This is a genomic window from Streptomyces sp. PR69 (assembly GCF_026420845.1).
GTDB lineage: Bacteria > Actinomycetota > Actinomycetes > Streptomycetales > Streptomycetaceae > Streptomyces.
Genome location: NZ_JAOWCB010000015.1, coordinates 1 through 26,244, shown reverse-complemented (window position 1 = coordinate 26,244; position 26,244 = coordinate 1). Strand labels below are relative to the sequence as shown.

Sequence of the window (26,244 nt, the reverse complement as noted above, 5' to 3'; positions counted from 1 at the left end):
TCCGCGGCCCGAAACATGACGTATCCCGAAGGGCTGACTCCTTGCTGACCGTCGACTTCTCCCGATTCCCGCTCGCGCCGGGCGATCGCGTGCTGGACCTTGGCTGTGGGGCCGGGCGGCACGCGTTCGAGTGCTATCGGCGGGGCGCCCAGGTCGTGGCCCTCGACCAGAACGGCGAGGAGATCCGCGAGGTCGCCAAGTGGTTCGCGGCCATGAAGGAGGCGGGGGAGGCCCCGCAGGGCGCGACCGCCACCGCCATGGAGGGCGATGCGCTGAACCTCCCCTTCCCCGACGCCTCGTTCGACGTCGTGATCATCTCCGAGGTGATGGAGCACATCCACGACGACAAGGGCGTGCTCGGCGAGATGGTGCGGGTCCTCAAGCCCGGCGGCCGGATCGCGGTCACCGTCCCCCGCTACGGCCCGGAGAAGATCTGCTGGGCGCTCAGCGACGCCTACCACGAGGTCGAGGGCGGCCATATCCGCATCTACCGGGCCGACGAGCTGCTGGCGAAGATGCGGGAGGCCGGGCTCAAGCCGTACGGCACCCACCACGCGCACGCGCTGCACTCCCCGTACTGGTGGCTCAAGTGCGCGTTCGGCGTCGACAACGACAAGGCGCTGCCGGTCCGCGCGTACCACAAGCTGCTGGTCTGGGACATCATGAAGAAGCCGCTGGCCACGCGGGTCGCCGAGCAGGCGCTCAACCCGCTGATCGGCAAGAGCTTCGTGGCGTACGCGACGAAGCCCCATCAGCCCCGCCGGCCCGAGCAGTCCGCGGACGTCACCCGGTGACGCCGACGCCGTCCGAGCGGACCGAGCATCTCGCCCTGACCGGAGTCCTCACCGCCGAGCAGGCCGCCGAGACCGTCGCCGGGATACGCGCCGTCCAGCGTGAGGACGGCGCGATCCCCTGGTTCCGCGGGCACCACCTCGACCCGTGGGACCACACCGAGGCCGCGATGGCGCTGGACGCGGCCGGCGAGCACGAGGCCGCGGCACGCGCGTACGAGTGGCTGGCCCGGCACCAGAACGACGACGGCTCCTGGTACGCCGCCTACCACGACGGCGAGGCCGGCCGGCCCACCGACCTCGGCCGCGAGACCAACTTCTGCGCCTATATAGCCGTCGGCGTCTGGCACCACTACCTCTCCACCGGCGATGACGCCTTCCTCGACCGCATGTGGCCCACCGTCCGCGCGGCGATCGAGTTCACCCTGGCGCTCCAGCAGCCCGGCGGCCAGATCGGCTGGAAGCGCGAGGCCGACGGAACGCCCGTCAACGACGCGCTGCTGACCGGGAGTTCCTCCATCCACCACGCGCTGCGCTGCGCCCTCGCCATCGCCGAGGAACGCGAGGAGCCACAGCCCGACTGGGAGCTGGCGGCCGGGGCGCTCGCCCATGCCATCCGCAGCCACCCGGAGCGCTTCCTCGACAAGAGCCGCTACTCGATGGACTGGTACTACCCCGTCCTCGGCGGCGCCCTCACCGGCCCGGAGGCCAAGGCCCGCATCGAGGACCGCTGGGACGACTTCGTGGTCCCCGGCCTCGGCGTCCGCTGTGTGCTGCCCAACCCCTGGGTGACGGGCGGCGAAAGCTGCGAACTGGCCCTCGCGCTCTGGGCGATGGGCGAGTCCGACCGTGCCCTGGAGATCCTCCAGTCGATCCGCCATCTGCGCGCCGAGGGCGGCATGTACTGGACGGGGTACGTCTTCGAGGACCGCGCGATCTGGCCCGAGGAGCAGACCACCTGGACGGCCGGCTCCCTGCTGCTCGCGGTGGCCGCGCTCGGCGGCGACGAGGCGACGGTCGCGGTCTTCGGCGGCGAACGCCTCCCGAAGGGGCTGACCCCGGAGTGCTGCGCCGACAGGCCCCGGTAAGGATGGGCGGTGGGCGGGCCCCCAGTGCCCGCCCCCTGCGCAAAGCCTCCTGCGCAAAGCCCCCTGCGCTAGGCCTTGATTTCGACCATGCCGGGGCTCTGGAGAGCACGCTGGGAGATCCGCCACAGCTGGCCTTCCCAGGTGCTGATGTAGAGCATGCGACTGCCGCTGTCCCACGCGACGCCGAGCGGGGAGAAGGCGCCGCTGCTGGCTTTGACCACCTCGCGCTGCGCGCCGTCGGACAGGTGGACCTCGTACATGCGGTCGCTGTAGTGGTCGGAGACGTATGCCTTGCCCGTGCCGTCCAGCGCCATGTCGCAGCTGTAGCCGGAATATAAGCGCGCCATCCGCGCTGGTGTGCCGTCTTCTCCCAGGGCTTGATCAAGTTCCGTAGGTGTCCGGGTTGTTGGTGTTGCCCAGGATGGGGAGTGCTCGTTCGGGTTCATCGCGGATCGCCCGGGTGGTCTTGGCGATGTTGTCGGCTCCGAGGGCTTTCAGCGCGCCGATGGCGAGGTTGCGGAGGGTCGCCATGGCCCGTGGTGCGGTCCCGGTGTGAACGGTGGAGGCGTCCTCGGCGAAGGTGACGTTGCTGATGTGGTGCGAGGAGTTCTCCACTCCCCAGTGCCCGCGAACCGCGGCGGCCAGATCGGCCGGGTCGGTCTGGTGGGCGTCGAGGCTGGTGACGGCGTAGACGCTCTCGCGGGTCTCGCGTTCGCCGGTGGGCTTGCGGCGGCGATGGACGCGGATGGCCAGGCGAGCGTGGGGGAAGGCGATTCCGCCGAGTTGGTCCGCGATCCCGCAGGTCTTGATCGAGCGGGATTCCCGCCTGCCGTGCCCGGAGGCGGAGGCGGTGTGCTGGACGGGAATGTCCTGCCATGCCAGGGCAGCGAGCTGGCTGTAAGCGGTCGGCTGGTTGGCTTTGATCACGGCGATGTAGTGGGCCTTCTTGGTCTCGACCAGCCACGAGATGTTCGCCTTGACCGAGTGCAGGGCATCGAAGGTGACGACGGTGCCGGCCAGGCCCAGCGGTGCCAGCAGCGGACGGAAGTGTGTAGTTTCGTTCGTCTTCGCGCCGACCTCCACCTGGGCGAGGGTCACGACGGTGCCGTGAGTGACCGCGGAGAGCAGATGGAGAGCAGATGCCGGGGCGTCGCGGTGAGACGGGCTGATCCCTTGAGTGCTTTGCCGTCGACAGGGACAGGAGAAGATATGGCAGCAGGCACGGGCCACCTCATGATCATTGGGCTTCAGACACCACAATGATCACGAAGCCCGTGCCTGCTCTGGTATGCACCCCAACCGATCGCTACCCGACCGGCCGCACGACCCCGGAAATTGCAACCGCCCTGTCGACAACCCACACGATCAAGGAAGCCATGCCCGCCCACCCGCGAAAGACGTTTTACGCTACAACGTTTCCCGAGCCTCGGGCAGCACGTCGGGGATCTCCCACAGCTGGCCGGACATATTGCTGACGTAGATCTTGCCGGTGCGGCTGTGCAGCCCGACGCCGCAAGCATCGCCAAGCCCGGTGGCGACCACGCGCTGCAGGCCCTTGGTCTTCTCATTCAGGTCGACCTCGTGCAGGCAATCGCCCGCATGGTCGGAGACGTATGCGCGGCCCTTGCCGTCCAGCGCGACGCGGGTGCTTGCGGAGAAGGTGGCGACATCGCTCTTGGTGGCGCCGGAAGGGGGATTGAGGTCGACCTCGTACAGAGGGCCGCTGCCGTACCGGCCGACGTACGCTTTCCTGCCGTCCCTGTCCAGCGCTACTCCGGAGGCATACGCCATACCCCCGATGACCGGCTTCGTCCTTGCCTCTCCGCTCTCCAGTTCGTCCTTCAGATTGACCGCGATCAACTGCCCGTTGTTGTAGTCGGTGACATAGGCCCTGTCCGACCCGTCCAGCGCGAGGCCGTACACGTAGGGGACCTTGGCGACCTCGACGACTTCGACGGCCTTGGAGTCATCGAACAGGTTCTTCACCTTGCACAGGCGGCCACCTGAGTAGTCGGTGACGTACGCGACCTTCTTCGACAGGTCCAGCGCCACATCCACGATGTCGCCCAGGCCGCTCGCGACCTCACGCCAGTTGCCGGAGCGGAGATTTGAGGTGAGATCCACCTCGTACAGCCTGCCGTTCCGGTCGGCGACGTACGCCTTGTTGTTCGGCTCGTCCAGCGCGAGGCCGTAGGAGCTGCCCAGCCCGGAGGCGCGCACCGAGGGAGCCTTTTTCGGGCGCTCCTGCTCCTTGCCTTTGCCCTTGTGAAGGGGGTGCTTCTCCACATCGAAATTGAGTTTTTCAAGCTCGAAGATCTCGTGCACCCCGGCAAGGGTGGAAACGACCTCAGCCTCCCCTTTTTGCAGGAACGGCTTGCCTTCATCGGTCAAGTCGAAAGCCTCCGCGGCCGTGCCGGTCTCGCCGAGTTTCCATGCAAGCACCCTGGAATATTTCGGCTCCTTGGCCTGTGGGCCGCTTGGGAGGGTCTCTTTGACCTCCACCGGCTCGGGGTAATACAGAGCGACCCACCCACCGAAGGAGATGGGGTATTCGTAGTCGAACCTCCGCACCTGACGTCGCTGCGTGGCCAGGACGTCCACGCGGCTGCCGACTTTGCCGCTCAGCGTGGACGAAGTCTTGAACGAAGTGGTCAGCGAACCACTGACAGAACCCGTGATCCCGAGCATCAGCTGTGCCGACAATTCGCCAGTACCCGTGGCGGTGCTCGTGGCCGTTGACGTGCTCGTCGTCTGCGACTGAGACTCCGTATCAACGCCTTGATTGTCTTTGCTGTTCTTCAGGGTGGTCTTCTGAGATTGATTCAAAGCCATGCTCTTCTGCAGCTGTTGCTGCAGTGACGCAGTGACTTTTGCCCCGAACGTGAGCTGCACCTGTCCCTGGAGCGACCAGCTGATCGTGTTCGAGATCGAGAATTCGACCGTGTGCGACCAGTCGGTGGGGATGGGGTCAGTCCGATTGACGTACGTCTGCTTGGCAATCACGTCGGGAGGGGGCTGCGCAATGTCGCCTCGCTCTTCGACGAGCGGCACACCCACCGTCATGTAGGCGATCCACCCGAGGTCGTGCGCAGTGTCCTTTTCGGGAAAGTTGAATCGCCCCTTGTTCAAAGAAAATCCGGTAGGGTAGACATACCGGTCGCTCCCATCCTTCGCCTTCTTCTCGGCCTTCCGCTTCAGCTTTTCCTTGTCCCGCTTCAGGATGGCAGCGGCCTTTCCGGCGATGCCGAGTTCCTCCAGGTTTCGCTTTGTCAGCGGGTGGCGCACAAATCGTTCGCCGAGATGAGTCGTACTCACATTGTTCTTGGTGGGACCGCCCATGGCCTTCAGCCTCCTTGCATACCAGAACTGAACGATTTGTCAGGGATTACTTGTGAGCTGCTGACGGCCCGGCACGCCCCAGTGAGGAGTCGTCAGGCTGCCGAGCGGGGCCGTTGTGCTGCTGCTCAAGGGCGGCGGACTCATAAAGCTGAGGCCTTCGATCGGCCCTCGCGCCCCTCGAGTCGGCTCCGAGCTCAACCTCACCCCTTGGTTGACCCGTCGTCGGTCCTTTTAATATCTTTGGCTGATTGGCGGTTATCCTTCCTCGATTCTTCCAGCTGCTCGTCGCTGATCTTTGGACGGTCTTCCTCCCTGATCTTCGGCCGGTCTTCTTCCTTGATCTCCACTTTCACCTTCTTGAATGCCTCATTATTGGCCGAAGACGCCATACCGGATGTGGACTCCGGGTTCTCACTGGCTTCTTTCTGCTTTGCCGCTGCCGTCTGGGTGTTCTTGAATAGGGGGGTGATGAAGTTTTCCATGATGCTGAGGGCCTCAGGCGACGTGTCGCGCACAATCTTCGGGTCGCGCACAGGGTCAGGAATGCCGTCGTAGAGCTCGGGATCGACCCCTTCCCTTTCGGGCTGAGCCCCGGGAATCTTTTCATGGACCTTCCGAGCGGACTCTTCGGCGGACTTGGCTTCACTTTCGCCGCTGTCGAAGATGTTTTTAAAAGTCATGTGACTTCCCTCCGGATTCTCTCGATGGACACGAAATCAACCCTTGCGAAGAGGCTGTTTCCCCTCGCCGCGATGCCGGGATGCCGCGATGCCGGGATCAAAACCTTGATATTCAAGGGCCAAGACCTCGCGCACCCCGACGGGGGGCCGCTGACAAATGGGCCCACAAAGACAGTGGCGCATTTCGCCGACGCAGGCTGTGCACGCGTCGCTCTTGCTGTCCGTACCTTTCTGCCCTTGCGTCATTCTCCGTGTGCACCAGGATCTTCGTGCTGCTGCCTACCCCCTCGTTGATCAACCTATGCGGCGCGGCCCTGCGGCTTCTCGCCCATCACCTGGCCGCAGGCTGATTGCGACGTTCTTATCCGGCCCCCATGACGGCTGGAACTGCCCCCCCAGTTGATTTCCCATTGAACGATACTCTGATATGCCCCGCCTGCGACCTGCAACGACCAGCTCGGAGGGGCCTCTTCACGACGTCATCGAACTGCAGATCGCGTTGATTCCTGGCCACCCCAATGTCCCCCGATATAGGGCCGAAACTGATCGGTATTCTGCCTTTTGGCCGGGGGCGAGCCTGCGAAAGCTGGGGCAGGCATCGTCTGTGTGTCCGAGCCGTCGGGGCCGTCAGGCACCACGGGCCATGGCGACCCTCCGCAACCTCGCCATCGGCGCGCTGAAAGCCCTCGGAGCCGACAACATCGCCAAGACCACCCGGGCGATCCGCGATGAACCCGAACGAGCACTCCCCATCCTGGGCATCACCAACAACCCGGACACCTAAGGAACTTGATCAAGCCCTGCCCGGCACCGGGAAGATCACCACGCCGAACAGGCCAGGGCGGTGCGCGCGGCCGCAGGGTGCCGTGAAGCGGCCGGGATGCGCCGCCCGGCCTGGTTCCTGGCGCGCCATGTGACGGGCCGACTGTGCGAATCGTGAACGCCAGTGCCGTGTCCGGGAAGGTTAAGGCCCATCGGCCCGACCCGGACACCGCCCCGGCCTGCCGTCCGCATCACGCCCGGAGTGCGCCGGTGTCCAGGTCCAGACCGAAGGCCTCGGGCAGGCGGATGACGACGCCGTACGGGTGTGGACCGTCGGCGCGGGAGTAGCCGAGACGCCCCGGCTCGGAGTACAGGGTGACACTCTGCTCCTGGCGGTCGACCAGGAGATGGAGCGGTGCGCCGTACTCCGCATAGCGGCGGCGTTTCACCACGCGGTCGGTCTCGCCGTTTGACTCGGAGGTGACCTCGACGACGAGCAGCGTCTGATCGGGGAGCAGCGCGCCCGCGCCCTTGGCGGCTTGCGCGGGGACGACGGCGAGGTCGGGCACGTACCAGTTGGACGACCCCGGGAGGTCGACGTTGCCGGAGCCGGTCACGCATCCGAGCTCCCGCGCTCGGGGCCGGACCTGGTCACGGATGACTTCGGCGGCGGTGAGGAGCGAAGCCCCCGTCGCGCCGGGTGTCACAGGGGGCGGACCTGCTGAGCCTGCGGCCCCTTCGTCCCCTGGCCGATTTCGAACTCGACCTTCTGATTCTCCTCAAGGGTCCGGAAACCGGAGCTCTGGATTTCGCTGTAGTGCACGAAGATATCGGCTCCGCCGTTGTCCGGGCTGATGAACCCGAACCCCTTCTCGGAGTTGAACCATTTCACGGTGCCGGTAGCCATGGGGGAGGGCTCCTTCGGACAAGAGAGGCTGTCGCATCGGTCAACGCATCAGCGCCCCGAAGGAAACGGCCGGGCCTCCATGGCAGCGGCATGGGGCGGCCCCGTCGGGCGGAACTACTACCCGTTCAGCGCTGCCAGCACCCTCAGCGTCTCCCGGTCCGGCGCCGTGACCAGCAGATCCGTCACCGGGCCCGACCGCCAGGCCGCCAGCCGGTCGGCGATCCGCGCGCGCGGGCCGATCAGGGAGATCTCGTCGGCGAAGACGTCCGGCACGGCCAGCGCCGCCTCCTCGCGCCGCCCCTGGGCGAACAGCTCCTGGATGCGGCGCGCCTCGGCCTCGAAGCCCATCCGGGCCATCAGGTCCGCGTGGAAGTTGCGGGAGGCGTGCCCCATGCCGCCGATGTAGAAGCCGAGCATCGCCTTGACCGGCAGCAGCCCCTTGGCCACGTCGTCGCAGACCGCCGCACGGGCCAGCGGGGCGATCATAAAGCCGTCGGGGAGTCCGCCGAGGGACGCCTCGTAGACGTCCGCCCGCATCGGCGACCAGTACAGCGGCAGCCAGCCGTCCGCGATACGGGTGGTCTGGGCGATGTTCTTCGGCCCTTCCGCGCCCAGCAGCACCGGCAGGCCGGACCGCAGCGGGTGGGTGATCGACTTGAGCGGTCTGCCGAGACCGGTGCCGTCCTCGCCCGCGTACGGATGCGAGCAGTAGCGCCCCTCCAGCCGCACCGGCCCCTCCCGCCGCAGCGCCTGCCGTACGACCTCCACATACTCGCGGGTCGCCGTCAGCGGGCTCGCGGGGAACGGCCTGCCGTACCAGCCCTCCACCACCTGAGGCCCCGAGAGGCCGAGCCCCAGCAGCATCCGGCCGCCGGACAGATGGTCGAGGGTGAGCGCGTGCATCGCCGTGGCGGTGGGGGAGCGCGCCGCCATCTGGGCCACCGCCGTGCCCAGCCGGATACGGGAGGTGTGCGCGGCGATCCAGGTCAGCGGGGTGAAGGCGTCCGAGCCCCAGGCCTCCGCCGTCCACACGGAGTCATAGCCGAGCCGCTCGGCCTCCCGGGCCAGCTCCAGCTGGCCGGGGTCGGGACCCCGGCCCCAGTAACCGAGCGCGAGCCCCAAGCGCATGCCGACCCCTCCGCCCCTCCCGTACTCATCCCGTACCCGTCCCGTACCCACGGTTTTCTGACGGGGCGTCAGAGTACGGCAACGGCCCCCCGCCCGGAAGGGCGAGGAGCCGTGAACGGTGTATCCCGATATCCCGGGGCCGGCGTCAGCCGCGCTGGATGCCCGTGGTGTCCTGCAGCACGCCGCGGCGGCCGTCCTGCGTCTGGGCCACCAGACCCGGACCGCGCTGCTCCACCGCGAGATACCAGGTGCCCGGCGCCAGTTCGGCGATCGGCGTCGGCGAGCCGTCCTCGCCGTACAGCGGGCGGGCCACTGGAACCGCGAACCAGAACGGCGTGAAGTCCCCGCCGCCGCCCGTCTGCTGCGCCTGCGCCTGGGCCTGCGGGTCGGCGGCCTGCGGCTGCTGAGCCCCGTACGGCTGCGGCTGGCCCGGCTGCTGCGCCCCGTACGGCTGCTGCTGGCCGCCCGGGTAGCCATAGCCGCCGGGAACGCCGCCCGGCTGGACGCCGTACGGCTGCGGGGCGGCCGGCCGCGGCGCGCCCATGAGCGGGGCCTTCAGGGCCGGGACCAGCGGGGCGGCGATGACGCCGGCCGCGAGCACCAGGGCGGCCAGCAGGCCCACGATCGCACCCGCGCCGGCGTCCGGGTCCATGCCGATGACCGTCCAGAACGCTGTCCACGCTGCGAAGATGCAGAACGCGACCCCGAACTGGCCGAGGTCGATGCCCACGATCTTCCGCCCCGGCATGGCACGGCTCACCACGATCAGCGCTGTGCCGATGACGCCAGAGAGGAACATGCTCATCAGGAGGCCCAGATTGTCCCAGGCGTTCGGCAGGTCCACGCTGGGACACCCGCCGCTGCTGGGGCAGTCGAAGCTGGTGAACTCGAGGAACGAGGCGATGAACAGCAACACCGCTGCTCCGATCACCACGCCATCGCCTCGAGTGAGGGAGCGGATGTTCACGTATCAATCCTTTGTCGGTCGTCTCATCGGGGCGGTCGTCGCTGCCGCCGGTGCAGGCGGATGCACGGCGCGGAGCTTCGGGGGTGCTCCCCATCGTAAAGGTGAATCTATCGTCTGCCCGAGCCGGTCGTCCGCCCGGTATCGGAGTGTGACAAGGAGTGTTACCCGGCGAGGAACGTCGTGATGCCGTTCGCCATTCCCTGAGCGGCCTTCTGCCGCCACTCCGGACTCGTCAGCAGTGCAAGGTCCTTGGCGTCACGCATATTGCCGCATTCGATGAACACCTTGGGCACAGTCGACAGATTGAGCCCGCCGAGATCGTCCCGCACGTGCAAGCCCGTACCGCCGCCGACGTAGTTGGAAGGCTCGGTTCCGGTCGCCCGCCCGAACTCCTCGGCGAGCTGCTCCCCCAGCTCGCGAGACGGCCCCACGATCTTGGTCGTATCCGCGGAACCCTCCTTGACCTGGGCGGGAAGGATCACGTGATAGCCGCGATGGCCGGGCGCCGACCCGTCGGCATGGACGGAGAGCACGGCGTCCGCCTCCGCCTCGTTGCCGATCCGCGCCCGCTCGTCGATGCAGGGACCAAAGGGCCGGTCGTCGTCCTGGGTGAGTTTCACGGTCGCGCCCTGCTTTTCCAGCAGGTCACGCAGACGGCGTGAAACGTCGAGGTTGAAATCGGCCTCCCGGTAACCGTCATTGGAGGCCGTGCCGGTGGTATCGCATTCCTTGCGATTGGTGCCGATATCCACCTGTTTGGCAATTTCGCGTGGATGATCGAAATTTCCGGGATTATGGCCAGGATCGATGACCACGGTCTTTCCGGCGAGCGGCTGCGACGCGGACGACGGTGTGGGGGCGTCGGAGGGGGCCGCCCGCTCGGTGGCCGACTGGCCCGGCTGCGGCAGGGACTCCTTCGTCCGGCCGCCCTGCCCGTCGCCGGCGGCCGCGCCGCCGCCGCAACCCGCCAGCGCGGTCGCGGCCAGCGCGGCCAGCGTCACGGCCAGGACGCGGGTCCGCCGGAGTACGGGGAGGGGCGGGCGCTGCTCGTACGGCCCGGGGCGTTCGCTCACGATGGCGATGCTAGCCCGGACGTGCCCCGCGGCTCAGATGCCCGCGCCGGTGCGGCGCAGGACGCGCAGCGAGCCGGTGACCGAAACCTCCGCGAACGCACCGGACTCCAGCGCCCGCCGGTAGACGCGGTACGGGGCCTGCCCGCCGTCCGCCGGGTCCGGGAACACATCGTGCACAACCAGCAGACCGCCGTCCGCGAGATGCGGGGCCCACCCCTCGTAATCGGCCGTCGCATGCTCGTCGGTGTGCCCGCCGTCGATGAACACCAGCCCCAGCGGCTTGGCCCACACCCGCGCGACCTGCGGAGACCGCCCGACGACCGCGATCACGTGCTCCTCCAGACCCGCCCGGTTCAGCGTGCGGCGAAACGTCGGCAGCGTGTCCATCCGGCCGACCTCCGGGTCCACCGTCTCCGGGTCGTGGTACTCCCACCCCGGCTGCTGCTCCTCGCTCCCGCGGTGGTGGTCGACGGTGACGGCGACCGTGCCCGTTTCCCGCGCGGCGTCGGCGAGCAGGATCGTGGACCGCCCGCAGTACGTCCCCACCTCCAGCAGCGGCAGCCCGAGCGCCCCCGCCTGGGCGGCCGCCTCGTACAGCGCGAGCCCCTCGTCCACGGGCATAAAGCCCTTCGCGGCCTCGAAGGCGGCGAGTATCTCCGGCTTGGGGGCCATGGGGTTCCTCCGGGGCGTACGGCATGGGCGCTTACTGGGCGGTCACATCGTAGGCGTCCCTCACTCGGGTGGTCGTTGGGTGATTCATATCACCGGCATGTGCGAGCGCTCATACGGTCGGCGGTGGACTGATCGCACGCCGTGCGGTGCGTACGGCGTTGGCATGGGGGTGCTCGTCATCGTGGACAAGACTCGTCAGCTCGATCCCAGCGCGTCGCCGCTGGAGTACTACGGCTCGGAACTCCGCCACCGGAGGGAGGCGGCGCAGCTCAGCCAGGACGCCCTCGGCGGCTGTGTCTTCTGCACGGGCTCGCAGATCGGCCATATCGAGTCGGCACGGAGGGTCCCGACGCGGGACTTCTCCGAGCGGGTGGACGCGGCGCTGGGCACGGACGGGATGTTCTCCCGGCTGGTGGGGCTGGTGCTGCGCAGCCAGCTGCCGACCTGGTTCCAGCCGTACGCGGACATGGAGGCGAGGGCGACGTATATCGCCACTTACCAGGCGCAGTTGGTGGACGGGCTGCTCCAGACGGAGGAGTACGCGCGGGCCGTGCTGGGCGTAAGGGATGAAGAGAACCTTGACGCTCGCGTGGCAGCACGAATGGAGCGTCAGCGCATCCTGGACCACGACAATCCACCGCTGATCTGGGTGGTGCTGAGCGAGACCGTGCTGTACCAGGAGATTGGCGGCCGGGAGGTCATGCGCAGGCAACTCGCCCATCTGCTCCGCCTTCAGGAGCGGGAGTGGGTCAAGGTGCAGATTCTGCCCTTCAGCGTCGGTGCGCATGCGGGGCTGCCGGGAACGTTCACTCTGATTCGTTTCGACAAGGACCCGGACGTCGTCTACACCGAGGACCTCATCGAGGGCCATATGACGGCCAATCCAAGCGCTGTCAGGGAAGGTTCGCTCCGTTACGATCACTTGCAGGCCGCAGCCCTCTCGGTGGAGGACTCGGCAGCATTGATCGCCCGAGTGTTGGAGGAGCGCTATGGAGAGCATCCAGAACCTGACGGGCGCACGGTGGCGTAAGTCGTCGTACAGCGCTGACACGGGGGGGCAGTGCGTCGAGTGCGCCCCCCTCGGCGCAGCCGCCTGGCGTAAGTCGTCGTACAGCGGCAACACCGGGGGCTGCTGTATAGAGGTGTCCCCTCAGCCCTGCCGTATCGCCGTCCGTGACTCCAAGAACCCCGACGGACCCGCCTTCGCCGTCGCCCCGGCGGCGTTTACCGCGTTCGTCGCGGCGGCGAAACGTTCCGCCCTAGGCGGCTAGTCAGGCGTCTGCGGACGCCTGACCGTTGGCGGGCGTCGTAACCGCGATGCGCACCGCGCCGGTGGTCGAGGCTGCGACCTGAGCGATCGTGCCGTCTGCGGGGTGGCGGGCGACGACAGCGGGGGCACCCCCACGCGTCGGCATGTGGCGCACGGCCCATCCCGCGCTCTGGAAGTACGCCTGCGCACGTGCCAAAGCTCGTGTTGTCCCGTCCTTCGGCAGCGGCTCGGTCGACCAGGTGTGGTGGACCGAGGTCCCGGACTCGTCCTGGACTGTGCTGAGGCCCTCCCCGGGCTGCGTCGGCGCCGACCCGACCCGCAAGGCGTCGTAGATCCGGCTGGAGTGGCCGAGGGCGCTGCGCCCGGCGGAATCGTTGGCCTGGGGGGTCTCCAGTGCGGCGGGGGCGGCGGTGGTCGACGCCGAGGCCTTGTCCGGCGGGAGGAAGCAGGGCGATGTCACCTTGAGAGAGGCGACTCCCTCGCCCTTGGCGCGGTCCACGACACCGGTCACGGCGTTCATCCAGAAGTCGTCGGGCTCCGTACGCATGTAGACCGTCGGAAAGGGGCTGGACCAGTCGACCTCGCCCGAGGCGCTGTACTTGTAGCCCTGCTTCAGCCAGGCGTCTCGTGCCTGCCGCACGAGGGTCTGGGCCTTGGCCCCCGGAACGCCGGTCAGCTTGTAGATGACGGTGACCTGCACCCGGTCGTCGGGGCCGTGGTCGTCCCTGGCGATGCAGGCGCCGACGGGCGCGTGGCCCATGCGCTCCAGTGTCGGCTTGGGGGACATGGCGTCCACCGCCTGGTGAATGATTTCTTCTGCCCGGTCGATCGCCTGCTGCTCGTTCATCGTCACCTGCTTCGGTGCGTTTCCGCCGGTTTCCTGCCCGTCCTCCTGCGCCCCGCACGCGGCCACCATGATCGTCATGGCCAGCAGTGCGGCAGCCGGGACTGCCTTGCGTAGATTCACGGTCGTCCTCCGGTCACGATCTTCCCCAGGCTGCCGAGGGGCCTTTCGTCCCAGTACTGGGAATGGGCGGGCATCATCTCGCCGCCCGCGCCCGGCAGCTTCCCGTCGGGCACCTCGAAGACCTGGCCCCCGAAGTCGTCGGAGACCGGGTCGGTTCCGTGGACGATCGAGTGGTCGTCGAAAAGCCTCATGTACGCCTTCGGGTTGAGGGGGGCCAGGGGGCCGGCAGGAGGCGGGGCGAGGTTGATGAGGTCGTTCTTGGCCGTGGCTGCGAAGACATGGTCCGGCGGAATGTTCAGGTCCTTGGCGTGGTCCACTCCCACACCCGGACTGCCTACCATGATCGCGTTGTCGACCGGCAGGTCTATGTGCATGTTCATCGTCTGGCCCACCACCAGGGACCCGTAGCTGTGACCCATCAGCGTCTGGGTCACGCCGCTGTCGCGGTGATTGGCTTCCTCGATCCCCTGGATGAAGTCGCCGAGCGGCTCCTTCGCGTTGTCGGCCCACCTCGTCTCCGTGGCATCGGTCAGGATGGCCTGCGGGGCGTCGTAGCCGAGCCACACGATCGAGGCCGTCGAGTGGGCGCCGTCCTGGCGCTCCGCCTCCGCCTGGAGCGCCACGGCCCTGTCCATGTCTCCGCCGATGGACTCCAGCTTCGCGAACGTCCCGGGCACGTACGTCACCACATTGTCGGCAGTGTCCGGATTTCCGATGGAGACGATGGCACGCCCCATGTTGTTGCTGTCGAATCCGAGCAGATAGGGGCGGTTGCTCTCGCTCGTGTAGCTGTCGAAGCGCTTCTGGACGGCGTCCATGCCCTTGAAGCCGTTCTCAAGCTGCTGCCTCTTCTCGTTCCATTCCTTCCACTCCTCGGTCGGGACCGTCGCGCCCTTCACCTCGCGGCCCGTGATGGGGCTGACGTAGGGCTTGTAGTGCTCCGGTTCCTTTTTGAGCCAGGCGTCGTACTCCAGCTGCTTGGCCGCTCGCTGTTCCGCGAGTACCAGACGGTTCGCGTCGTCGCGCACGTCGGAGGGAAGGCCGTCGAGCGCTCCGATGCTCGCGGGGTGCATGGAGACGTAGGCTGCGCGCTGCTCCTCGGAAAGCCCCTTCCACCAGTTGGCGTTGGACTGGGGCCAGTCGTGCTTGGGCGGCGGTTTGATCGTGTCGAGGTAGGCGTCAGCGGCCGCGCGTACGCCGCTCGCGTCCGACACGGCGTCCGTCCAGTCCCGTGCGGACACGGTCAGGTCGTCGTCGGCCTGGAGCGCTCGCACTTTCGGCGCCCACTTCGCGTCCGCGTCCGTGGCTTCCTTCAGCGCGTCGGCGATCCGGTTCGCGTACCCCATCGCCTTGCCGTAGTTCGGGTTCGGGTGGATGTTCGCCGCCTGGCGCTCCAGGGCTTCGGAGGTCGGGCTGCCTCCGGCACTCCCGGTCACCGTGCCGCCGTCGGCGACCTTGTCGTCGCCGGGCTTCTGACCCGCTGGATATGTGACCGAGCCGTCCCCGTTCACCGTGCAGCCGTCCGCATGGGCGTCCTCGATTGCTGCGTTCAGCTTCCGCTTGGCGGCCGCCATGTCGTAGGCGAGCCCGTTGAGGGCCGTGCTGATCACGCCGCACTCGGTCTGCATGTAATGGAAATTCTTCGCCAGGGCTTGAAGCTGTGCCTGTGCGGCTTCTGCCGCCTCACCCTCCAAGGACTTGCGCATTCCCGTGGCGACGGTGTTCTCGATGTGGTCCTTGGCCGCTTGCGCCATGGTGCTTGTGGAGCGGTATCCGTCGGCGGCGTCCTCGAACTCGGAGGGCTTGAGGGCCTTAAGAGCGGCGTAGTCCATCCCGCCGTCACCGGCCCTTCGCCTGGCCGCCGACGGCGTCGGTGTCCGCATACTTGAGGTTCAGCTTCTGTATCTCGCTCTTGATCGCCTCATCGGTCGTCAACAGGTCGTGGCCCACCTGGTCCAGGAGCTTCTGGAGTGAGCCGCACCGCTCGCTGACGCTTTCGGCGTACTTCTTCCATGACTTGTACACGTCTGTCTGCGCTGCCGCGCTCAGGCAACCCGGGATCTCACCGAGCCCGGTCTGGCTGTCCTCCAGCTTGGTCAGCGCGGTGCTGACGTGCGTGCGCAAAGAGCCCACCTCTGCGCCGGCCGTGGTCCACGCCTTCTTGCTGGACTTCAGGCCGCCTGTGACGGCGCTGGGCCCGGTGCCGGGATCCGCCGGAGCCTGATTGAGCCGCATCGCCGTGGGCTGCCGATTGGTCGCACCGGCTTTGATCTGGTCCCATTCGTCCCACGCCATGCGCGGCCCTCCCCTGTTGATCACTCCAGTAGGGACACTACATAGCACCGGCAGCACTCAGCCCATGTCGCCGTACTGGGCACTCCATGAGTATCCGTACCTATGTGAATGAGTACCTGTTCCCTTTGCCTTGGGTCCTAGGGCCGGCGGCCGGGGGCGGATGCCTCGATATAACGAGGTGTTGATCAACTGGTGTACGGGGCACTCATCTCCTGCGACCATGACAGGCATGGTCCAAGCCCCCTCAGAGCTCCCCGCCGCCCGAATAGCCCCATCCGACCGACGCCGCGCCGCCCCCTCGTGGGCGGTGCTGCTTGCCGCCTGTGCCGGGCAGTTTCTCGTCGTCCTCGATGTGTCGGTGGTGAACACCGCCCTGCCGTCGATGCGGGCGGACCTCGGGCTGAGCGCCCTCGGTCTGCAGTGGGTGGTGAACGCGTACTCGATCGCCTTCGCCGGATTTATGCTCCTCGGCGGACGGGCCGGGGATCTGTATGGGCGGAAGCGGATGTTCCTGGTGGGGCTCGGGCTGTTCTCGGCCGCCTCGCTGGCGGGCGGAATGGCGCAGGAGGGGTGGCAGTTGCTCGCCGCCCGTGCCGCGCAGGGGCTGGGGGCGGCCGTGCTCGCGCCCTCGACCCTCGCCCTGGTGACGTCCTGCGTGCCCGAAGGGCCGGCCCGTACGCGGGCGATCGGCGTATGGTCCGCGGTCGGCGCGGCGGGCGGCGCGACCGGGGGGCTCGTCGGCGGGGTGCTCACCGACGCGCTGTCCTGGCGCTGGACGCTGCTGATCAATGTGCCCGTGGGGGCGGTCGTCGTGGTGCTGGGTGCGCTGTGGCTGTCCGAGACCCGCGCGGGCGGCGGCCGCCGTCTCGACCTTCCGGGCGCGGTGCTCGTCACGGCCGGTCTCGGCACGCTCGCTTACGGGATCGTGCAGACCGAGGCGTCGGGCTGGACGGCCCCCGGCACGCTGCTGCCGCTGCTCGCGGGGGTGGCGCTGCTCGCCGTCTTCGTCGCCGTGGAGTCGCGGACCGAGCGTCCGCTGATGCCGCTGAAGCTGTTCCGGGCGCGGTCCGTCTCCGCCGCGAACGTCGCGATGCTGATGCTGGGGTCCGCGTCGTTCGCCATGTGGTATTTCATGACGCTGTTCGCTCAGAACGTGCTCGACTACAGCCCCACGCGGGCCGGTCTCGCCCTCATTCCGTCGTCGCTCGGCTTCCTCGCCGGATCGCATCTCGCTCCCCGGCTGATGGCTCTCGTCGGCGGCCGGATGGCTGCCGTGACCGGGGCGCTGGCCGCGGCCGTGGGCTATGCCTGGCAGTCCACGATGACCGCGGACGGCGGCTATGTCACCACCATCATGCTGCCCGGCCTGCTGATGATGTCCGGCGTCAGTCTCGCGGTCACCCCGCTCGCGACGCTCGCCACCTCGGGCGCGGCCCACGGCGAGGCCGGGCTGGTCTCCGGGCTGATCAACACCTCCCGCACGATGGGCGGGGCGCTGGGCCTCGCCGTCCTGTCGACCGTCGCCGCCTCCCGTACGGCGGGCGGCACCAGCGCCGAGGCGCTGACCGAGGGGTATGCGACGGCGTTCCGCACCGGCGTGGGCGTGCTGCTGGCGGCGGCCGTTCTGATGCTGCTCTGGCTGCCGCGCCGGAACCCCGAGTCGTAGCCCCGAGTCATAGCCCGGAGCCGTAGCCCCCGCAGATTATCTGACGTACAGTCAGGTGTCTTCACAAGTATCGGAGCCTGCGTTATACAGGGGGCGATCCGGCCCTAGAACGTGTTCTCATGCGAGGTCCGGGCCGGTCCTCCGTACGACCTCGGTGCGGCCGACGGTGCGGACGGCCGCGCCGAGGTCTTCCCTCCTCAAGGAGCAGCAGCCCCATGCCCATTGATGCAGCCAGGGCCGTCGCCGCCGAACCCCGCAGCGCCGAGATCCGCTGGGACCACAAGGACGTCCAGCTCTATCACCTCGGCGTCGGCGCGGGAGTCCCCGCCGCCGACCCCGACGAACTGCGCTACACCCTGGAATCCCGGCTCCAGGTGCTGCCGAGCTTCGCCACCGTCGCGGGCGCGGGCATGGGCATGATGGGCGGGCTCGCCGCCCCCGGCATCGACGTCGACCTCGCGTCCGTCCTGCACGGCGGCCAGACCGTGCGGCTGCACCGGCCCATCCCCGTCAGCGGCCGGGCCACGACCGCCGCCCGCGTCGCCGCCGTCTACGACAAGGGCAAGGCGGCGGTCATCGTGCTGCGCTCAGAGGCGGCCGACGGCGACGGGCCGCTGTGGACGTGCGACTCGCAGATCTTCGTACGGGGAGAGGGCGGCTTCGGCGGCGAGCGAGGGCCGTCGCAGCGCGCCGAGCCGCCCGCCCGCGAGCCCGACCGGACCGTGGAGCGGCCCATCCGGGAGGACCAGGCGCTGCTGTACCGGCTGTCCGGCGACTGGAACCCGCTGCACGCCGACCCGGAATTCGCCAAACGCGCCGGATTCGACCGGCCCATCCTGCACGGCCTGTGCACCTACGGGATGACGCTCAAGGCGGTCGTCGACACCCTGCTCGGGGGCGATGTGACACGGGTGCGGTCGTACGCCGCCCGCTTCGCCGGTGTCGTCTACCCCGGCGAGACCCTGCGCATCCGCATGTGGCGCGAGGACGGGACCGTACGCGCCGCTGTCGCCGCCGTGGAACGGGACGATGCGCCGGTCCTCGCCGACACCGCCGTAGAACACATCTGACCGGCTGATTCGTACGAGGGGAGCCGCAGCATGCGCGCAGCCGTACTGCACGAGACAGGCCAGGACAAGCTTGACGTCCTCGACGACGTGGAAGCCGTGGGCTTCGGCCCCGGCAAGGTGAGGATCAGGGTCCGCGCCACCGGGCTGTGCCACTCCGACCTCTCCGCGATGAACGGCGTGCTGCCGCAGCCCGCGCCCTTCATCCCCGGCCATGAGGGCGCGGGCGAGATCCTGGACGTCGGCGACGGCGTCACCGCGCTGTCCCCGGGCGACCGGGTGCTGCTGTGCTGGCTGCCCGCGTGCGGCGGCTGCCCCTCCTGCAAGCGCGGCCAGACCCAGCTGTGCCTGGCGGGCTTTATGAACGCGGGCACCCCCAATTTCAAACGCCCCGCCGGGGACGTCTTCGGCTTCGCCGGGACCGGCACCTTCACCGAAGAGGTCGTCGTCGACGCGGGCTGCGCCGTGCCGATCCCCGACGATGTGCCGTTCGACATCGCCGCGCTCATCGGCTGCGGGGTGACGACCGGGCTCGGCGCGGCGGTCAACACCGCTGATGTGGCCGCCGGTTCGTCGGTCGCCGTCATCGGCTGCGGAGGCGTGGGCGTCTCCGCCATCCAGGGCGCGAGACTGAAGGGCGCGGCGCAGATTGTCGCCGTCGACCCCGTCGCCTCCCGCCGCGAGGCGGCCCTCCGCTTCGGCGCGACCGAGGCCGTCGCACCCGACGGGCTGGCCGACGCCAAACAGCGGATCACCGCGGGCGAGGGCTTCGACTATGTCTTCGAGGTCGTCGGCAAGTCCGCCACCGCGCGCACCGCATACGAGACCACCCGGCGCGGCGGCACGCTCTGCATCGTCGGCGCGGGCGCGGCGGACGACGTCCTCCAGCTCAATATGTTCGAGCTGTTCTTCGACGAGAAGCGGATTCTGCCGTCCATGTACGGGGGCGGGGATGTGCTCACCGCGTATGAGCGGGCCATCGCGCTGTGGCGGGCGGGCCGGATCGATCTGGAGGGCCTGATCACCCATCGGGTGCCGCTCGCGGAGATCAACGACGCGCTGGACCAGATGCGCACGGGTGCGGCGCTGCGCACCTGCATCGAGCTGTGAGGGGCGGGGTCGGGGTCATGTCGCTGCCGCTGGAAAGACCTCTCGCGGGGCTGAGCGCGATCGTCACGGGTGCGGGCCGCGGGCTCGGCCGGGCCGAGGCCCTGGAGCTTGCCCGGCTGGGCGCGGCCGTCGTCGTCAACGACTACGGGCGGCCGGGGCGGGACGGCTCGGGCGAGGCGTCCGCCGCCCCCGCCGAGGCGGTCGCGGCCGAGATCCGCGCCGCGGGCGGGCGGGCCACCCCGCACCTGGGCGATGTGGCCGACCACGACTCCGCCCGCGAACTGGTCGAACTGGCCGTCTCCGCCCATGGGAAGCTGGACATCCTGGTCAACAACGCGGGGATTCTGCGCGACCGGATGATCTTCTCGATGAGCGAGAGCGAGTGGGACTCGGTGATACGGGTCCACCTCAAGGGCCACTTCAACACCACCCACTTCGTCGCCGCGCACTGGCGCGAGCGCTTCAAAGCGGGTGAGGGGCGTGGTCCGGTCTACGGCCGGATCGTGAACACCTCCTCCGAGGCGTTCCTCGCGGGCTCGGCGGGCCAGCCGAACTACGCGGCGGCCAAGGGCGGCATCGTCGGGCTGACCACCTCCACCGCTCTGGCGCTGGCCAAGTACGGGGTCACCGCCAATGTGATCTGCCCGCGGGCCCGTACCCGTATGACCGAGGACGTCTTCGCGGGCTTCGCAGAACCGGAGGGCGGCGGGGTCGATCCGCTCGCGCCCGAGCATGTCGCCCCGCTGGTGGGCTATCTGGCGTCCCCGGCGGCGGCCCGCGTCAACGGGCAGCTGCTGGTGGTGCACGGCGGAATGGTGGCCGTCGTGGAACGTCCCAGGGTGGCGGCGAAGTTCGACGCGGCGAAGGAGACGTTCACCTTCGAGGAGCTGGACCGGACGGTGGGCGGGTACTTCGCGGGGCGTCCGGCGGGGGAGACGTTCGCGGCGAGCGAGGTGCTGGGCCTCAGGCGGGGCTGACCTGCGCGCTTCTTCGCGCTTCTTCTCGCTTCTGGCGCTGGAATGGGTGAAGGGGCCGCCGTGTCCGCCATGGCGCCCCTTCACGGTTTCCCGATGGGCAGTCAGCTCGGGCGGTCAGCTCACCCGCTGTTCCGTCGCTGTGCGGCGGTGGCGGCCATGCGCCGGAGCAGTGGAGTCCTCCGACGTTGCCGCGGTGCCGCGGTGTTTTCCGGAGCCGCCGGCGTCGGCCCGTTCCGCGGCCGCGGGCTGCGGACGCGTCTGGGTCGTGTCGGTTGAGGCTTCAGACATAGTGGGATGTCACCCCGTCGTGATCGCTGATTACGTGTCACGGAGCTTTGCATAGAACCGCGTGACACCGCAGCACCCCGTCACCGTAGGTGTAACCGCAGGTGTACGGTCGGCGCGGCTGCGTAGCCCCCGGCCCGAGAGTTTAACCAGCGGTCGTCGCGCGGCCCGTCAGCGGAGCCTGCTGGAGCGGGACGGGTCGGCACACACCGCCGGACGCGGCGGCGGGTGACGGGGTAAGGGGGTGCCCGGAGCGGGCCTCGCTCTGTGCCACCGGGGCTGTCGCCGGGTGTGTCACCGGGGTTGTCACCGGCTGTGGCGCGGCGTGCGGTTCGGGGCGCGGTGCGTGCCGCGGCTCGGGCTGAAGCGCAGTCTGCGGCCCGGGCTGTGGCGCGGGCTGAGGAACAGCCTGCGGCTCGGGCTGCGCCGCGGGGGTTTCGACGCGCGCCAGTCCGCACGGCACCGCCCGGTTCGCGTACGGCAGCCGGATCACGCCGTCCCGGTTCACCAGCCCCGCGCCCGCCAGCCACCCCTGCGGCACGGGCAGCTGCCGCAGCCGCCGCTCCGCGGGCCGCCACACGCCGAGGCCGCTGCCCGACGGGCCGTCGATCCGCAGCGCCACCGCACAGTTCTCCGGCATCAGCATCTGCCCCGGCTGTACGGCGAACGGGGTGAGCGCCGCGTCCGGCAGCCGCAGACAGTCGGGGAAGCGGGCCGGGCGGGTGCTGCCCAGCACGCCCCAGCACACCCGGTCCTGGCCGGGCCCCGGCGCGTTGGACCGGATCAGCAGCAGCCCGCTGTCGGGGTCGGCGAGCAGCAGCCGGTCGTCGCTCTCCTCGGTGATCTGCAGCAGCGGCGTCACCTCCCCGCCGCGCTCCAGGTCCACCGCCACCGCCTTCACCGGGCCGCCGTCCAGCTGCCGGTCCAGGGCCAGCAGCCGCCCCGTACGGTCCAGCCACACTCCGCCCGTGCAGCGTCCCGGCACCTCGGCGACCCGCTCGGGGCCGAAGGAGCCCCCGGCGGCCAGCCAGATCACGGTGGAGCGCGCGCCGGGTGCGAGCGCATAGGCGCGCATGCCGTCCGGGGACGGCGGCAGCAGCGTCAGCTCGGCCGACTCGACTCCGCCCAGCGGGAGTTCGCCCGTGCCCGGCCCGGTCGGGTAGAGCAGGGAGAAGGCGAACCGCGAGGCGACCCGCCGCCGGATCAGCACCCGGCCGTCGCTCAGCGGCAGCACCTCGGCGTCGCGCTCCTCGGGCTGGTCGAGCGGCAGCGGGACGGCGTACGGCTCTGGGCCGTCCAGCGTCCACCGCTCCGGGAACAGGGCGTCGCCATGACCGGCGAGCCTGGCGGCGTAGGTGCCGTCCGCGCTGATCGTGAGCCCCGCGCGGACCGGATATCCGGCGTCCGGACGCCCCGCACCCGGATGCACCGTACGAACCGAACCCCCCGTACGCCCCGCCGCGCCGTGCTGCTTCGCGGCGGTCTCAATGGCACAGGCTGTCATCGAATCGTCACCTCCGGTGCCGAAGCTAGTTTTCACGTTTCCAGCCGAACAATGCGAGCTTGACGTCTTCACACGTACGGGTGGCGGCGTGGCGAATCGGCTGTGAGGAGGGAGGCAACTGTGCTCCCCGGTGCGAATGGTTTAGGTTAGCCTCGCCTAATTCGGCTGGCCGGGTGTGCCCGGGGCCGTCAGGCCACCCCCGCACGATCCGGAACGATCTGGAGCACCTCCGATGTCTGTGTCCCCGCGCCGCCGTGGCGTCGCCGCCCTTGTCGCCGTCGCCGCCGCGCTCTCCCTGGCCGCCTGCTCATCCGCCGACGGCGGCGGCAGCGGCGGCGGGACGGGCGCGAGCGCCGCGGGGCAGGCCGACGGCGCGGGCAAGAAGGCCGTGGCCCAGGGCGGCAAGGACTTCGGCGGCGCCGCCGAGAAGACCGCCGCCATGGGCACGGACGCCAAGCCCGGCCAGTTCCCCCGCACCATCGCCCACGCCATGGGCACGACCGAACTGAAGGCCAAGCCCAAGCGGGTCGTCGTCCTCGACGTCGGAGAACTCGACAACGTCGCCTCCCTGGGCGTGCGGCCCGTCGGCTACGCGCCCACCGAGGGCGACGACGGCATACCGGAGTACCTCGCCGACACGGCGGGCCGCCCCAAGAGCGTCGGCACGATCAACAACCTCAACCTGGAGGCCATCGCCGCGCTCAAGCCGGATCTGATCCTCGGCACCCAGCTGCGCGCCGCCGACAAGTACCAGGAGCTCTCCGCGATCGCGCCGACCGTCTTCGCCATCCGCCCCGGCTTCACCTGGAAGGAGAACTACCTCCTCAACGCCGCCGCCCTCGACAGGACGGCAGAGGCGAAGGCCAAGCTCGCGGCGTACGAGGAGAAGGCGCGGCAGCTCGGCGAGGACGTCGCCGAGGCGAGCGGCGGCGAGGGCAAGCCGACCGTCTCGATGGTCCGCTATATGCCCGGCAAGATCCGGCTGTACGCCAAGGCTTCGTTCATCGGCACGATCCTCGACGACTCCGGGCTGCCCCGCCCGAAGAACCAGCAGACCGACGATCTCGCGGTGGAGATCAGCCCCGAGAAGATCGACGACGCGGACGCCGACTGGATCTTCACCGGCGTGTACGGCGACCCCAAGGCCACCCAGCGCGACACCGCACGCTCCAACCCGCTGTGGAAGAAGCTGAAGGCGGTCAAGGCGGGCCGGGCAGAGGACGTTCCGGACGAGACCTGGTACCTGGGACTCGGCGTCACCGCGGCCGACCGGGTCCTCGACGACCTGCGCGGCTTCCTGCTGCCGTAACACGCGACCGGACTGCTCGTACACGGCTCCCTGGGCGCCCGTGCGGCACCCGCGAGCACCCGTGGGCACCACCCGTGGAGGACACCCGTGGGCGCCCGTGTGCGCCGGCGGGACCCGCGGACATCCGCGGACATCCGCGGACATCCGTGGACACCCGTGGGCGCCGACTGGCGGCCGCGCGTGACCGCGGGCGCTCTCGCGGCACCCGCCGAACGTGCGAACGCCGCACGGGCGTGACCCATGGGCTGCGGGGCGCGGCAGGCAGGTAGCCTTGCCCCCGTGCCCCGTCTGTCTGAAGTGATCGCCGCGCTCGACGCCCTCTGGCCCCCTGAGCGGGCCGAGCAGTGGGACGCCGTCGGCACGGTCTGCGGCGACCCCGACGCCCAGGTCAGCCGTGTGCTGTTCGCCGTCGACCCCGTACAGGAGATCGCCGACGAGGCGGTGAAGCTCGGCGCGGAACTGCTCGTCACCCACCATCCGCTCTATCTGCGCGGTACGACGACGGTCGCGGCCTCCCACTTCAAGGGCCGCGTCGTGCACACCCTCATCAAGCACGACATCGCGCTGCACGTCGCCCACACCAACGCCGACACCGCCGACCCCGGAGTCTCCGACGCGCTCGCGGGCGCGCTGGACATCAGGGTCGTACGCCCCCTGGTGCCCGACCCGACGGACCCGGCAGGCCGCCGCGGCCTCGGCAGGATCTGCGAGCTGGACCACCCGCTCACCCTGCGGGAGTTCGCGGCGCGCGCGGCCGAGCGGCTGCCCGCCGCCGCGCAGGGCATCCGCACGGCGGGCGACCCGGAGGCGATGGTCCGCACCGTCGCGGTCAGCGGCGGCTCGGGCGACAGCCTCTTCGACGCCGTACGGGCGGCGGGCGTGGACGCCTTCCTCACCGCCGACCTGCGCCACCACCCCGCCTCCGAGGCCGTACAGCACTCGCTTCCGCAACACGCACCGCTGGGGCTGGTCGACGCCGCGCACTGGGCCACCGAGCAGCCCTGGTGCCAACAGGCCGCAGCCCAGCTCGACGAGATCTCCGACCGCCATGGCTGGGACCTGCGCGTCCATGTCTCGAAGACGGTCACCGACCCCTGGTCAACCCACCATCCTTCTGGAGCCCCCAACTGAACGCCGCGCCCGCCGACCAGATCCGACTTCTCGATGTCCAGGCCCTGGACGTACGCCTGTCGCAGCTCGCGCACAAGCGCAAGTCCCTCCCCGAGCACGCCGAGATCGAGTCGCTGACCAAGGACCTCAGCCAGCTGCGCGACCTGCTGGTGGCCGCGCAGACGGAGGAGAGCGACTGCGCCCGCGAGCAGACCAAGGCGGAGCAGGACGTCGACCAGGTGCGCCAGCGCGCTGTGCGCGACCAGCAGCGCCTGGACTCCGGAGCGGTCTCCTCGCCCAAGGACCTGGAGAGCCTCCAGCACGAGATCGCCTCCCTGGCCAAGCGTCAGGGAGACCTGGAGGACGTCGTCCTGGAGGTGATGGAGCGGCGTGAGGCCGCGCAGGAGCGGGTCGGCGAACTGACCGAACGCGTCTCCTCCGTCCAGGCCAAGGTCGATGACGCGACCGGCCGGCGCGAGGCCGCCCAGCAGGAGATCGACGGCGAGATCGCCACCGTCACCAAGGAGCGCGAGGTCGTCGCGGCGTCCGTCCCGGCGGATCTGCTCGCCCTGTACGAGAAGCTCCGCGTCCAGCAGGGCGGGGTCGGCGCGGCCCGGCTCTACCAGCGCCGCTGCGAGGGCTGCCGCCTTGAGCTGAACATCACCGAGCTGAACGAGGTGCGCGCCGCGGCCCCCGACGCCGTCGTACGGTGCGAGAACTGCCGCCGCATCCTCGTGCGCACCTCGGAGTCCGGCCTCTGATGGCTGCGGCGCGGATTGCTTCATCGCGGACTGCCCCATCGCGGATTTCCGGGCTGGTCGTCGAAGCGGACGGCGGCTCGCGGGGGAACCCCGGCCCGGCCGGTTACGGCGCGGTCGTCCGGGACGCGGCGACGGGCGAGACGCTCGCCGAACGCGCCGAGTACATCGGCGTCGCCACGAACAACGTCGCGGAGTACAAGGGGCTGATCGCCGGGCTGACGGCCGCCCGCGAACTGGCCGCGGACGCCACGGTGCGCGTCCGCATGGACTCCAAGCTCGTCGTCGAGCAGATGTCGGGCCGCTGGAAGATCAAGCACCCGGACATGAAGCCGCTGGCGGCCGAGGCCGGACGGATCTTCCCCGCGTCCCAGGTGACGTACGAGTGGATCCCCCGCGAGAAGAACAAGCACGCGGACCGGCTCGCCAACGAGGCGATGGACGCGGGCAAGCGGGGCGGGCAGTGGGAACCCTCCCGTTCCACGGCCGCACTGCGGGGCGCCGAGGCCGACGCCCACG

26 protein-coding genes and 1 pseudogene are annotated in these 26,244 nt (G+C 69.4%); 13 read left to right on the top strand and 14 right to left on the bottom strand.

Annotation, left to right across the window (positions count from 1 at the left end; genetic code table 11):
• Positions 1 to 41: 41 nt before the first annotated feature.
• Positions 42 to 794 (top strand): class I SAM-dependent methyltransferase, encoded by a 753-nt coding sequence (locus OF819_RS16480; RefSeq protein WP_267244294.1) that lies wholly within the window; start codon positions 42 to 44, stop codon positions 792 to 794.
• Positions 791 to 1,879 carry a prenyltransferase gene (locus tag OF819_RS16475; RefSeq protein WP_267244293.1) on the top strand — a complete coding sequence of 363 codons (1,089 nt, stop codon included), beginning with the start codon at positions 791 to 793 and terminating at the stop codon, positions 1,877 to 1,879. Before OF819_RS16480 ends, OF819_RS16475 begins: the two co-directional genes overlap by 4 nt.
• A 68-nt stretch (positions 1,880 to 1,947) precedes the next feature.
• On the opposite strand, the gene OF819_RS16470 is transcribed toward OF819_RS16475, so the two are convergent.
• The 4 genes from OF819_RS16470 to OF819_RS16455 all read right to left on the bottom strand — a co-directional run bounded on the left by OF819_RS16470 (position 1,948) and on the right by OF819_RS16455 (position 5,898).
• Positions 1,948 to 2,226: a YncE family protein gene (locus OF819_RS16470; protein WP_267244292.1), complete on the bottom strand. Its 279-nt coding sequence runs from the start codon at positions 2,224 to 2,226 to the stop codon at positions 1,948 to 1,950.
• Positions 2,227 to 2,260: 34 nt separating this feature from the next.
• Positions 2,261 to 2,977, bottom strand: a complete 717-nt coding sequence (locus OF819_RS16465; RefSeq protein ID WP_267244291.1) for an ISAs1 family transposase — start codon at positions 2,975 to 2,977, stop codon at positions 2,261 to 2,263.
• Between the two features lie 309 nt (positions 2,978 to 3,286).
• The gene (locus OF819_RS16460; RefSeq protein WP_267244290.1) at positions 3,287 to 5,218 is read right to left on the bottom strand and encodes a hypothetical protein; all 1,932 of its coding nucleotides are present in this window, start codon (positions 5,216 to 5,218) and stop codon (positions 3,287 to 3,289) included.
• 200 nt (positions 5,219 to 5,418) lie between these two features.
• On the bottom strand, positions 5,419 to 5,898 hold the full coding sequence (locus OF819_RS16455; RefSeq protein WP_267244289.1) for a hypothetical protein: 480 nt from the start codon (positions 5,896 to 5,898) through the stop codon (positions 5,419 to 5,421).
• A gap of 643 nt (positions 5,899 to 6,541) precedes the next feature.
• Here OF819_RS16455 and OF819_RS16450 point away from each other — a divergent pair.
• Positions 6,542 to 6,682: a hypothetical protein gene (locus OF819_RS16450; RefSeq protein ID WP_267244288.1), complete on the top strand. Its 141-nt coding sequence runs from the start codon at positions 6,542 to 6,544 to the stop codon at positions 6,680 to 6,682.
• Positions 6,683 to 6,911: 229 nt separating this feature from the next.
• Here OF819_RS16450 and OF819_RS16445 read toward each other — a convergent pair.
• From OF819_RS16445 to OF819_RS16420, 6 genes and pseudogenes are all read right to left on the bottom strand, one after another.
• A pseudogene (locus tag OF819_RS16445) lies at positions 6,912 to 7,331 on the bottom strand (Uma2 family endonuclease); the annotation flags it as partial.
• Between the two features lie 32 nt (positions 7,332 to 7,363).
• On the bottom strand, positions 7,364 to 7,567 hold the full coding sequence (locus OF819_RS16440) for a cold-shock protein (RefSeq protein WP_267244287.1): 204 nt from the start codon (positions 7,565 to 7,567) through the stop codon (positions 7,364 to 7,366).
• Between the two features lie 117 nt (positions 7,568 to 7,684).
• Positions 7,685 to 8,695 carry an LLM class F420-dependent oxidoreductase gene (locus tag OF819_RS16435; protein WP_267244286.1) on the bottom strand — a complete coding sequence of 337 codons (1,011 nt, stop codon included), beginning with the start codon at positions 8,693 to 8,695 and terminating at the stop codon, positions 7,685 to 7,687.
• 145 nt (positions 8,696 to 8,840) lie between these two features.
• The gene (locus OF819_RS16430; RefSeq protein ID WP_267244285.1) at positions 8,841 to 9,662 is read right to left on the bottom strand and encodes a hypothetical protein; all 822 of its coding nucleotides are present in this window, start codon (positions 9,660 to 9,662) and stop codon (positions 8,841 to 8,843) included.
• 161 nt (positions 9,663 to 9,823) lie between these two features.
• The gene (locus OF819_RS16425) at positions 9,824 to 10,735 is read right to left on the bottom strand and encodes an N-acetylmuramoyl-L-alanine amidase (RefSeq protein ID WP_416370553.1); all 912 of its coding nucleotides are present in this window, start codon (positions 10,733 to 10,735) and stop codon (positions 9,824 to 9,826) included.
• A gap of 33 nt (positions 10,736 to 10,768) precedes the next feature.
• Positions 10,769 to 11,407, bottom strand: a complete 639-nt coding sequence (locus OF819_RS16420) for a class I SAM-dependent methyltransferase (protein ID WP_267244284.1) — start codon at positions 11,405 to 11,407, stop codon at positions 10,769 to 10,771.
• 163 nt (positions 11,408 to 11,570) lie between these two features.
• Here OF819_RS16420 and OF819_RS16415 point away from each other — a divergent pair, with 163 nt between their 5' ends.
• Both OF819_RS16415 and OF819_RS16410 read left to right on the top strand, forming a co-directional pair.
• On the top strand, positions 11,571 to 12,437 hold the full coding sequence (locus OF819_RS16415) for a helix-turn-helix domain-containing protein (RefSeq protein ID WP_267244283.1): 867 nt from the start codon (positions 11,571 to 11,573) through the stop codon (positions 12,435 to 12,437).
• The gene (locus OF819_RS16410; protein WP_267244282.1) at positions 12,397 to 12,678 is read left to right on the top strand and encodes a DUF397 domain-containing protein; all 282 of its coding nucleotides are present in this window, start codon (positions 12,397 to 12,399) and stop codon (positions 12,676 to 12,678) included. Before OF819_RS16415 ends, OF819_RS16410 begins: the two co-directional genes overlap by 41 nt.
• Here OF819_RS16410 and OF819_RS16405 read toward each other — a convergent pair whose 3' ends face one another.
• Genes OF819_RS16405 through OF819_RS16395 form a run of 3 tightly spaced genes read right to left on the bottom strand, consistent with a single transcriptional unit; the run spans position 12,679 to position 15,939 of the window.
• Positions 12,679 to 13,644, bottom strand: a complete 966-nt coding sequence (locus OF819_RS16405; protein WP_267244281.1) for a hypothetical protein — start codon at positions 13,642 to 13,644, stop codon at positions 12,679 to 12,681. It lies immediately after the preceding gene.
• Positions 13,641 to 15,476: an alpha/beta hydrolase gene (locus tag OF819_RS16400; protein ID WP_267244280.1), complete on the bottom strand. Its 1,836-nt coding sequence runs from the start codon at positions 15,474 to 15,476 to the stop codon at positions 13,641 to 13,643. The genes OF819_RS16405 and OF819_RS16400 overlap by 4 nt, the downstream gene beginning before the upstream one ends.
• Positions 15,477 to 15,483: 7 nt before the next feature.
• Positions 15,484 to 15,939, bottom strand: a complete 456-nt coding sequence (locus OF819_RS16395) for a hypothetical protein (RefSeq protein ID WP_267244279.1) — start codon at positions 15,937 to 15,939, stop codon at positions 15,484 to 15,486.
• A gap of 220 nt (positions 15,940 to 16,159) precedes the next feature.
• Between OF819_RS16395 and OF819_RS16390 the strand changes: the two genes are divergently transcribed.
• The 4 genes from OF819_RS16390 (at position 16,160) to OF819_RS16375 (ending at position 20,759) form a co-directional block, all read left to right on the top strand.
• On the top strand, positions 16,160 to 17,605 hold the full coding sequence (locus OF819_RS16390) for an MFS transporter (RefSeq protein ID WP_267244278.1): 1,446 nt from the start codon (positions 16,160 to 16,162) through the stop codon (positions 17,603 to 17,605).
• A 215-nt stretch (positions 17,606 to 17,820) separates the two neighbouring features.
• Complete coding sequence (locus tag OF819_RS16385) at positions 17,821 to 18,675, top strand: MaoC/PaaZ C-terminal domain-containing protein (RefSeq protein ID WP_267244277.1); 855 nt, start codon at positions 17,821 to 17,823, stop codon at positions 18,673 to 18,675.
• 30 nt (positions 18,676 to 18,705) lie between these two features.
• A complete protein-coding gene (locus OF819_RS16380; RefSeq protein WP_267244276.1) occupies positions 18,706 to 19,782 on the top strand; it encodes a Zn-dependent alcohol dehydrogenase in 1,077 nt (358 codons plus the stop codon).
• 17 nt (positions 19,783 to 19,799) lie between these two features.
• Complete coding sequence (locus tag OF819_RS16375; RefSeq protein WP_267244275.1) at positions 19,800 to 20,759, top strand: 3-oxoacyl-ACP reductase; 960 nt, start codon at positions 19,800 to 19,802, stop codon at positions 20,757 to 20,759.
• A 430-nt stretch (positions 20,760 to 21,189) separates the two neighbouring features.
• Here OF819_RS16375 and OF819_RS16370 read toward each other — a convergent pair whose 3' ends face one another.
• The gene (locus OF819_RS16370; RefSeq protein ID WP_267244274.1) at positions 21,190 to 22,548 is read right to left on the bottom strand and encodes a hypothetical protein; all 1,359 of its coding nucleotides are present in this window, start codon (positions 22,546 to 22,548) and stop codon (positions 21,190 to 21,192) included.
• A 238-nt stretch (positions 22,549 to 22,786) separates the two neighbouring features.
• Here OF819_RS16370 and OF819_RS16365 point away from each other — a divergent pair, with 238 nt between their 5' ends.
• The 4 genes from OF819_RS16365 to OF819_RS16350 form a co-directional block, all read left to right on the top strand.
• Entirely contained in the window at positions 22,787 to 23,857 is a 1,071-nt protein-coding gene (locus tag OF819_RS16365; RefSeq protein ID WP_267244434.1) for an ABC transporter substrate-binding protein, read from the top strand.
• Positions 23,858 to 24,136: 279 nt separating this feature from the next.
• A complete protein-coding gene (locus OF819_RS16360; RefSeq protein ID WP_267244273.1) occupies positions 24,137 to 24,988 on the top strand; it encodes a Nif3-like dinuclear metal center hexameric protein in 852 nt (283 codons plus the stop codon).
• Positions 24,985 to 25,728, top strand: coding sequence for a zinc ribbon domain-containing protein (locus OF819_RS16355; protein WP_267244433.1), 744 nt, complete (start codon positions 24,985 to 24,987; stop codon positions 25,726 to 25,728). The genes OF819_RS16360 and OF819_RS16355 overlap by 4 nt, the downstream gene beginning before the upstream one ends.
• Positions 25,728 to 26,244: reverse transcriptase-like protein (locus tag OF819_RS16350; protein WP_267244272.1), on the top strand; the 517-nt coding region annotated here is incomplete at its 3' end. The genes OF819_RS16355 and OF819_RS16350, both read left to right, overlap by 1 nt.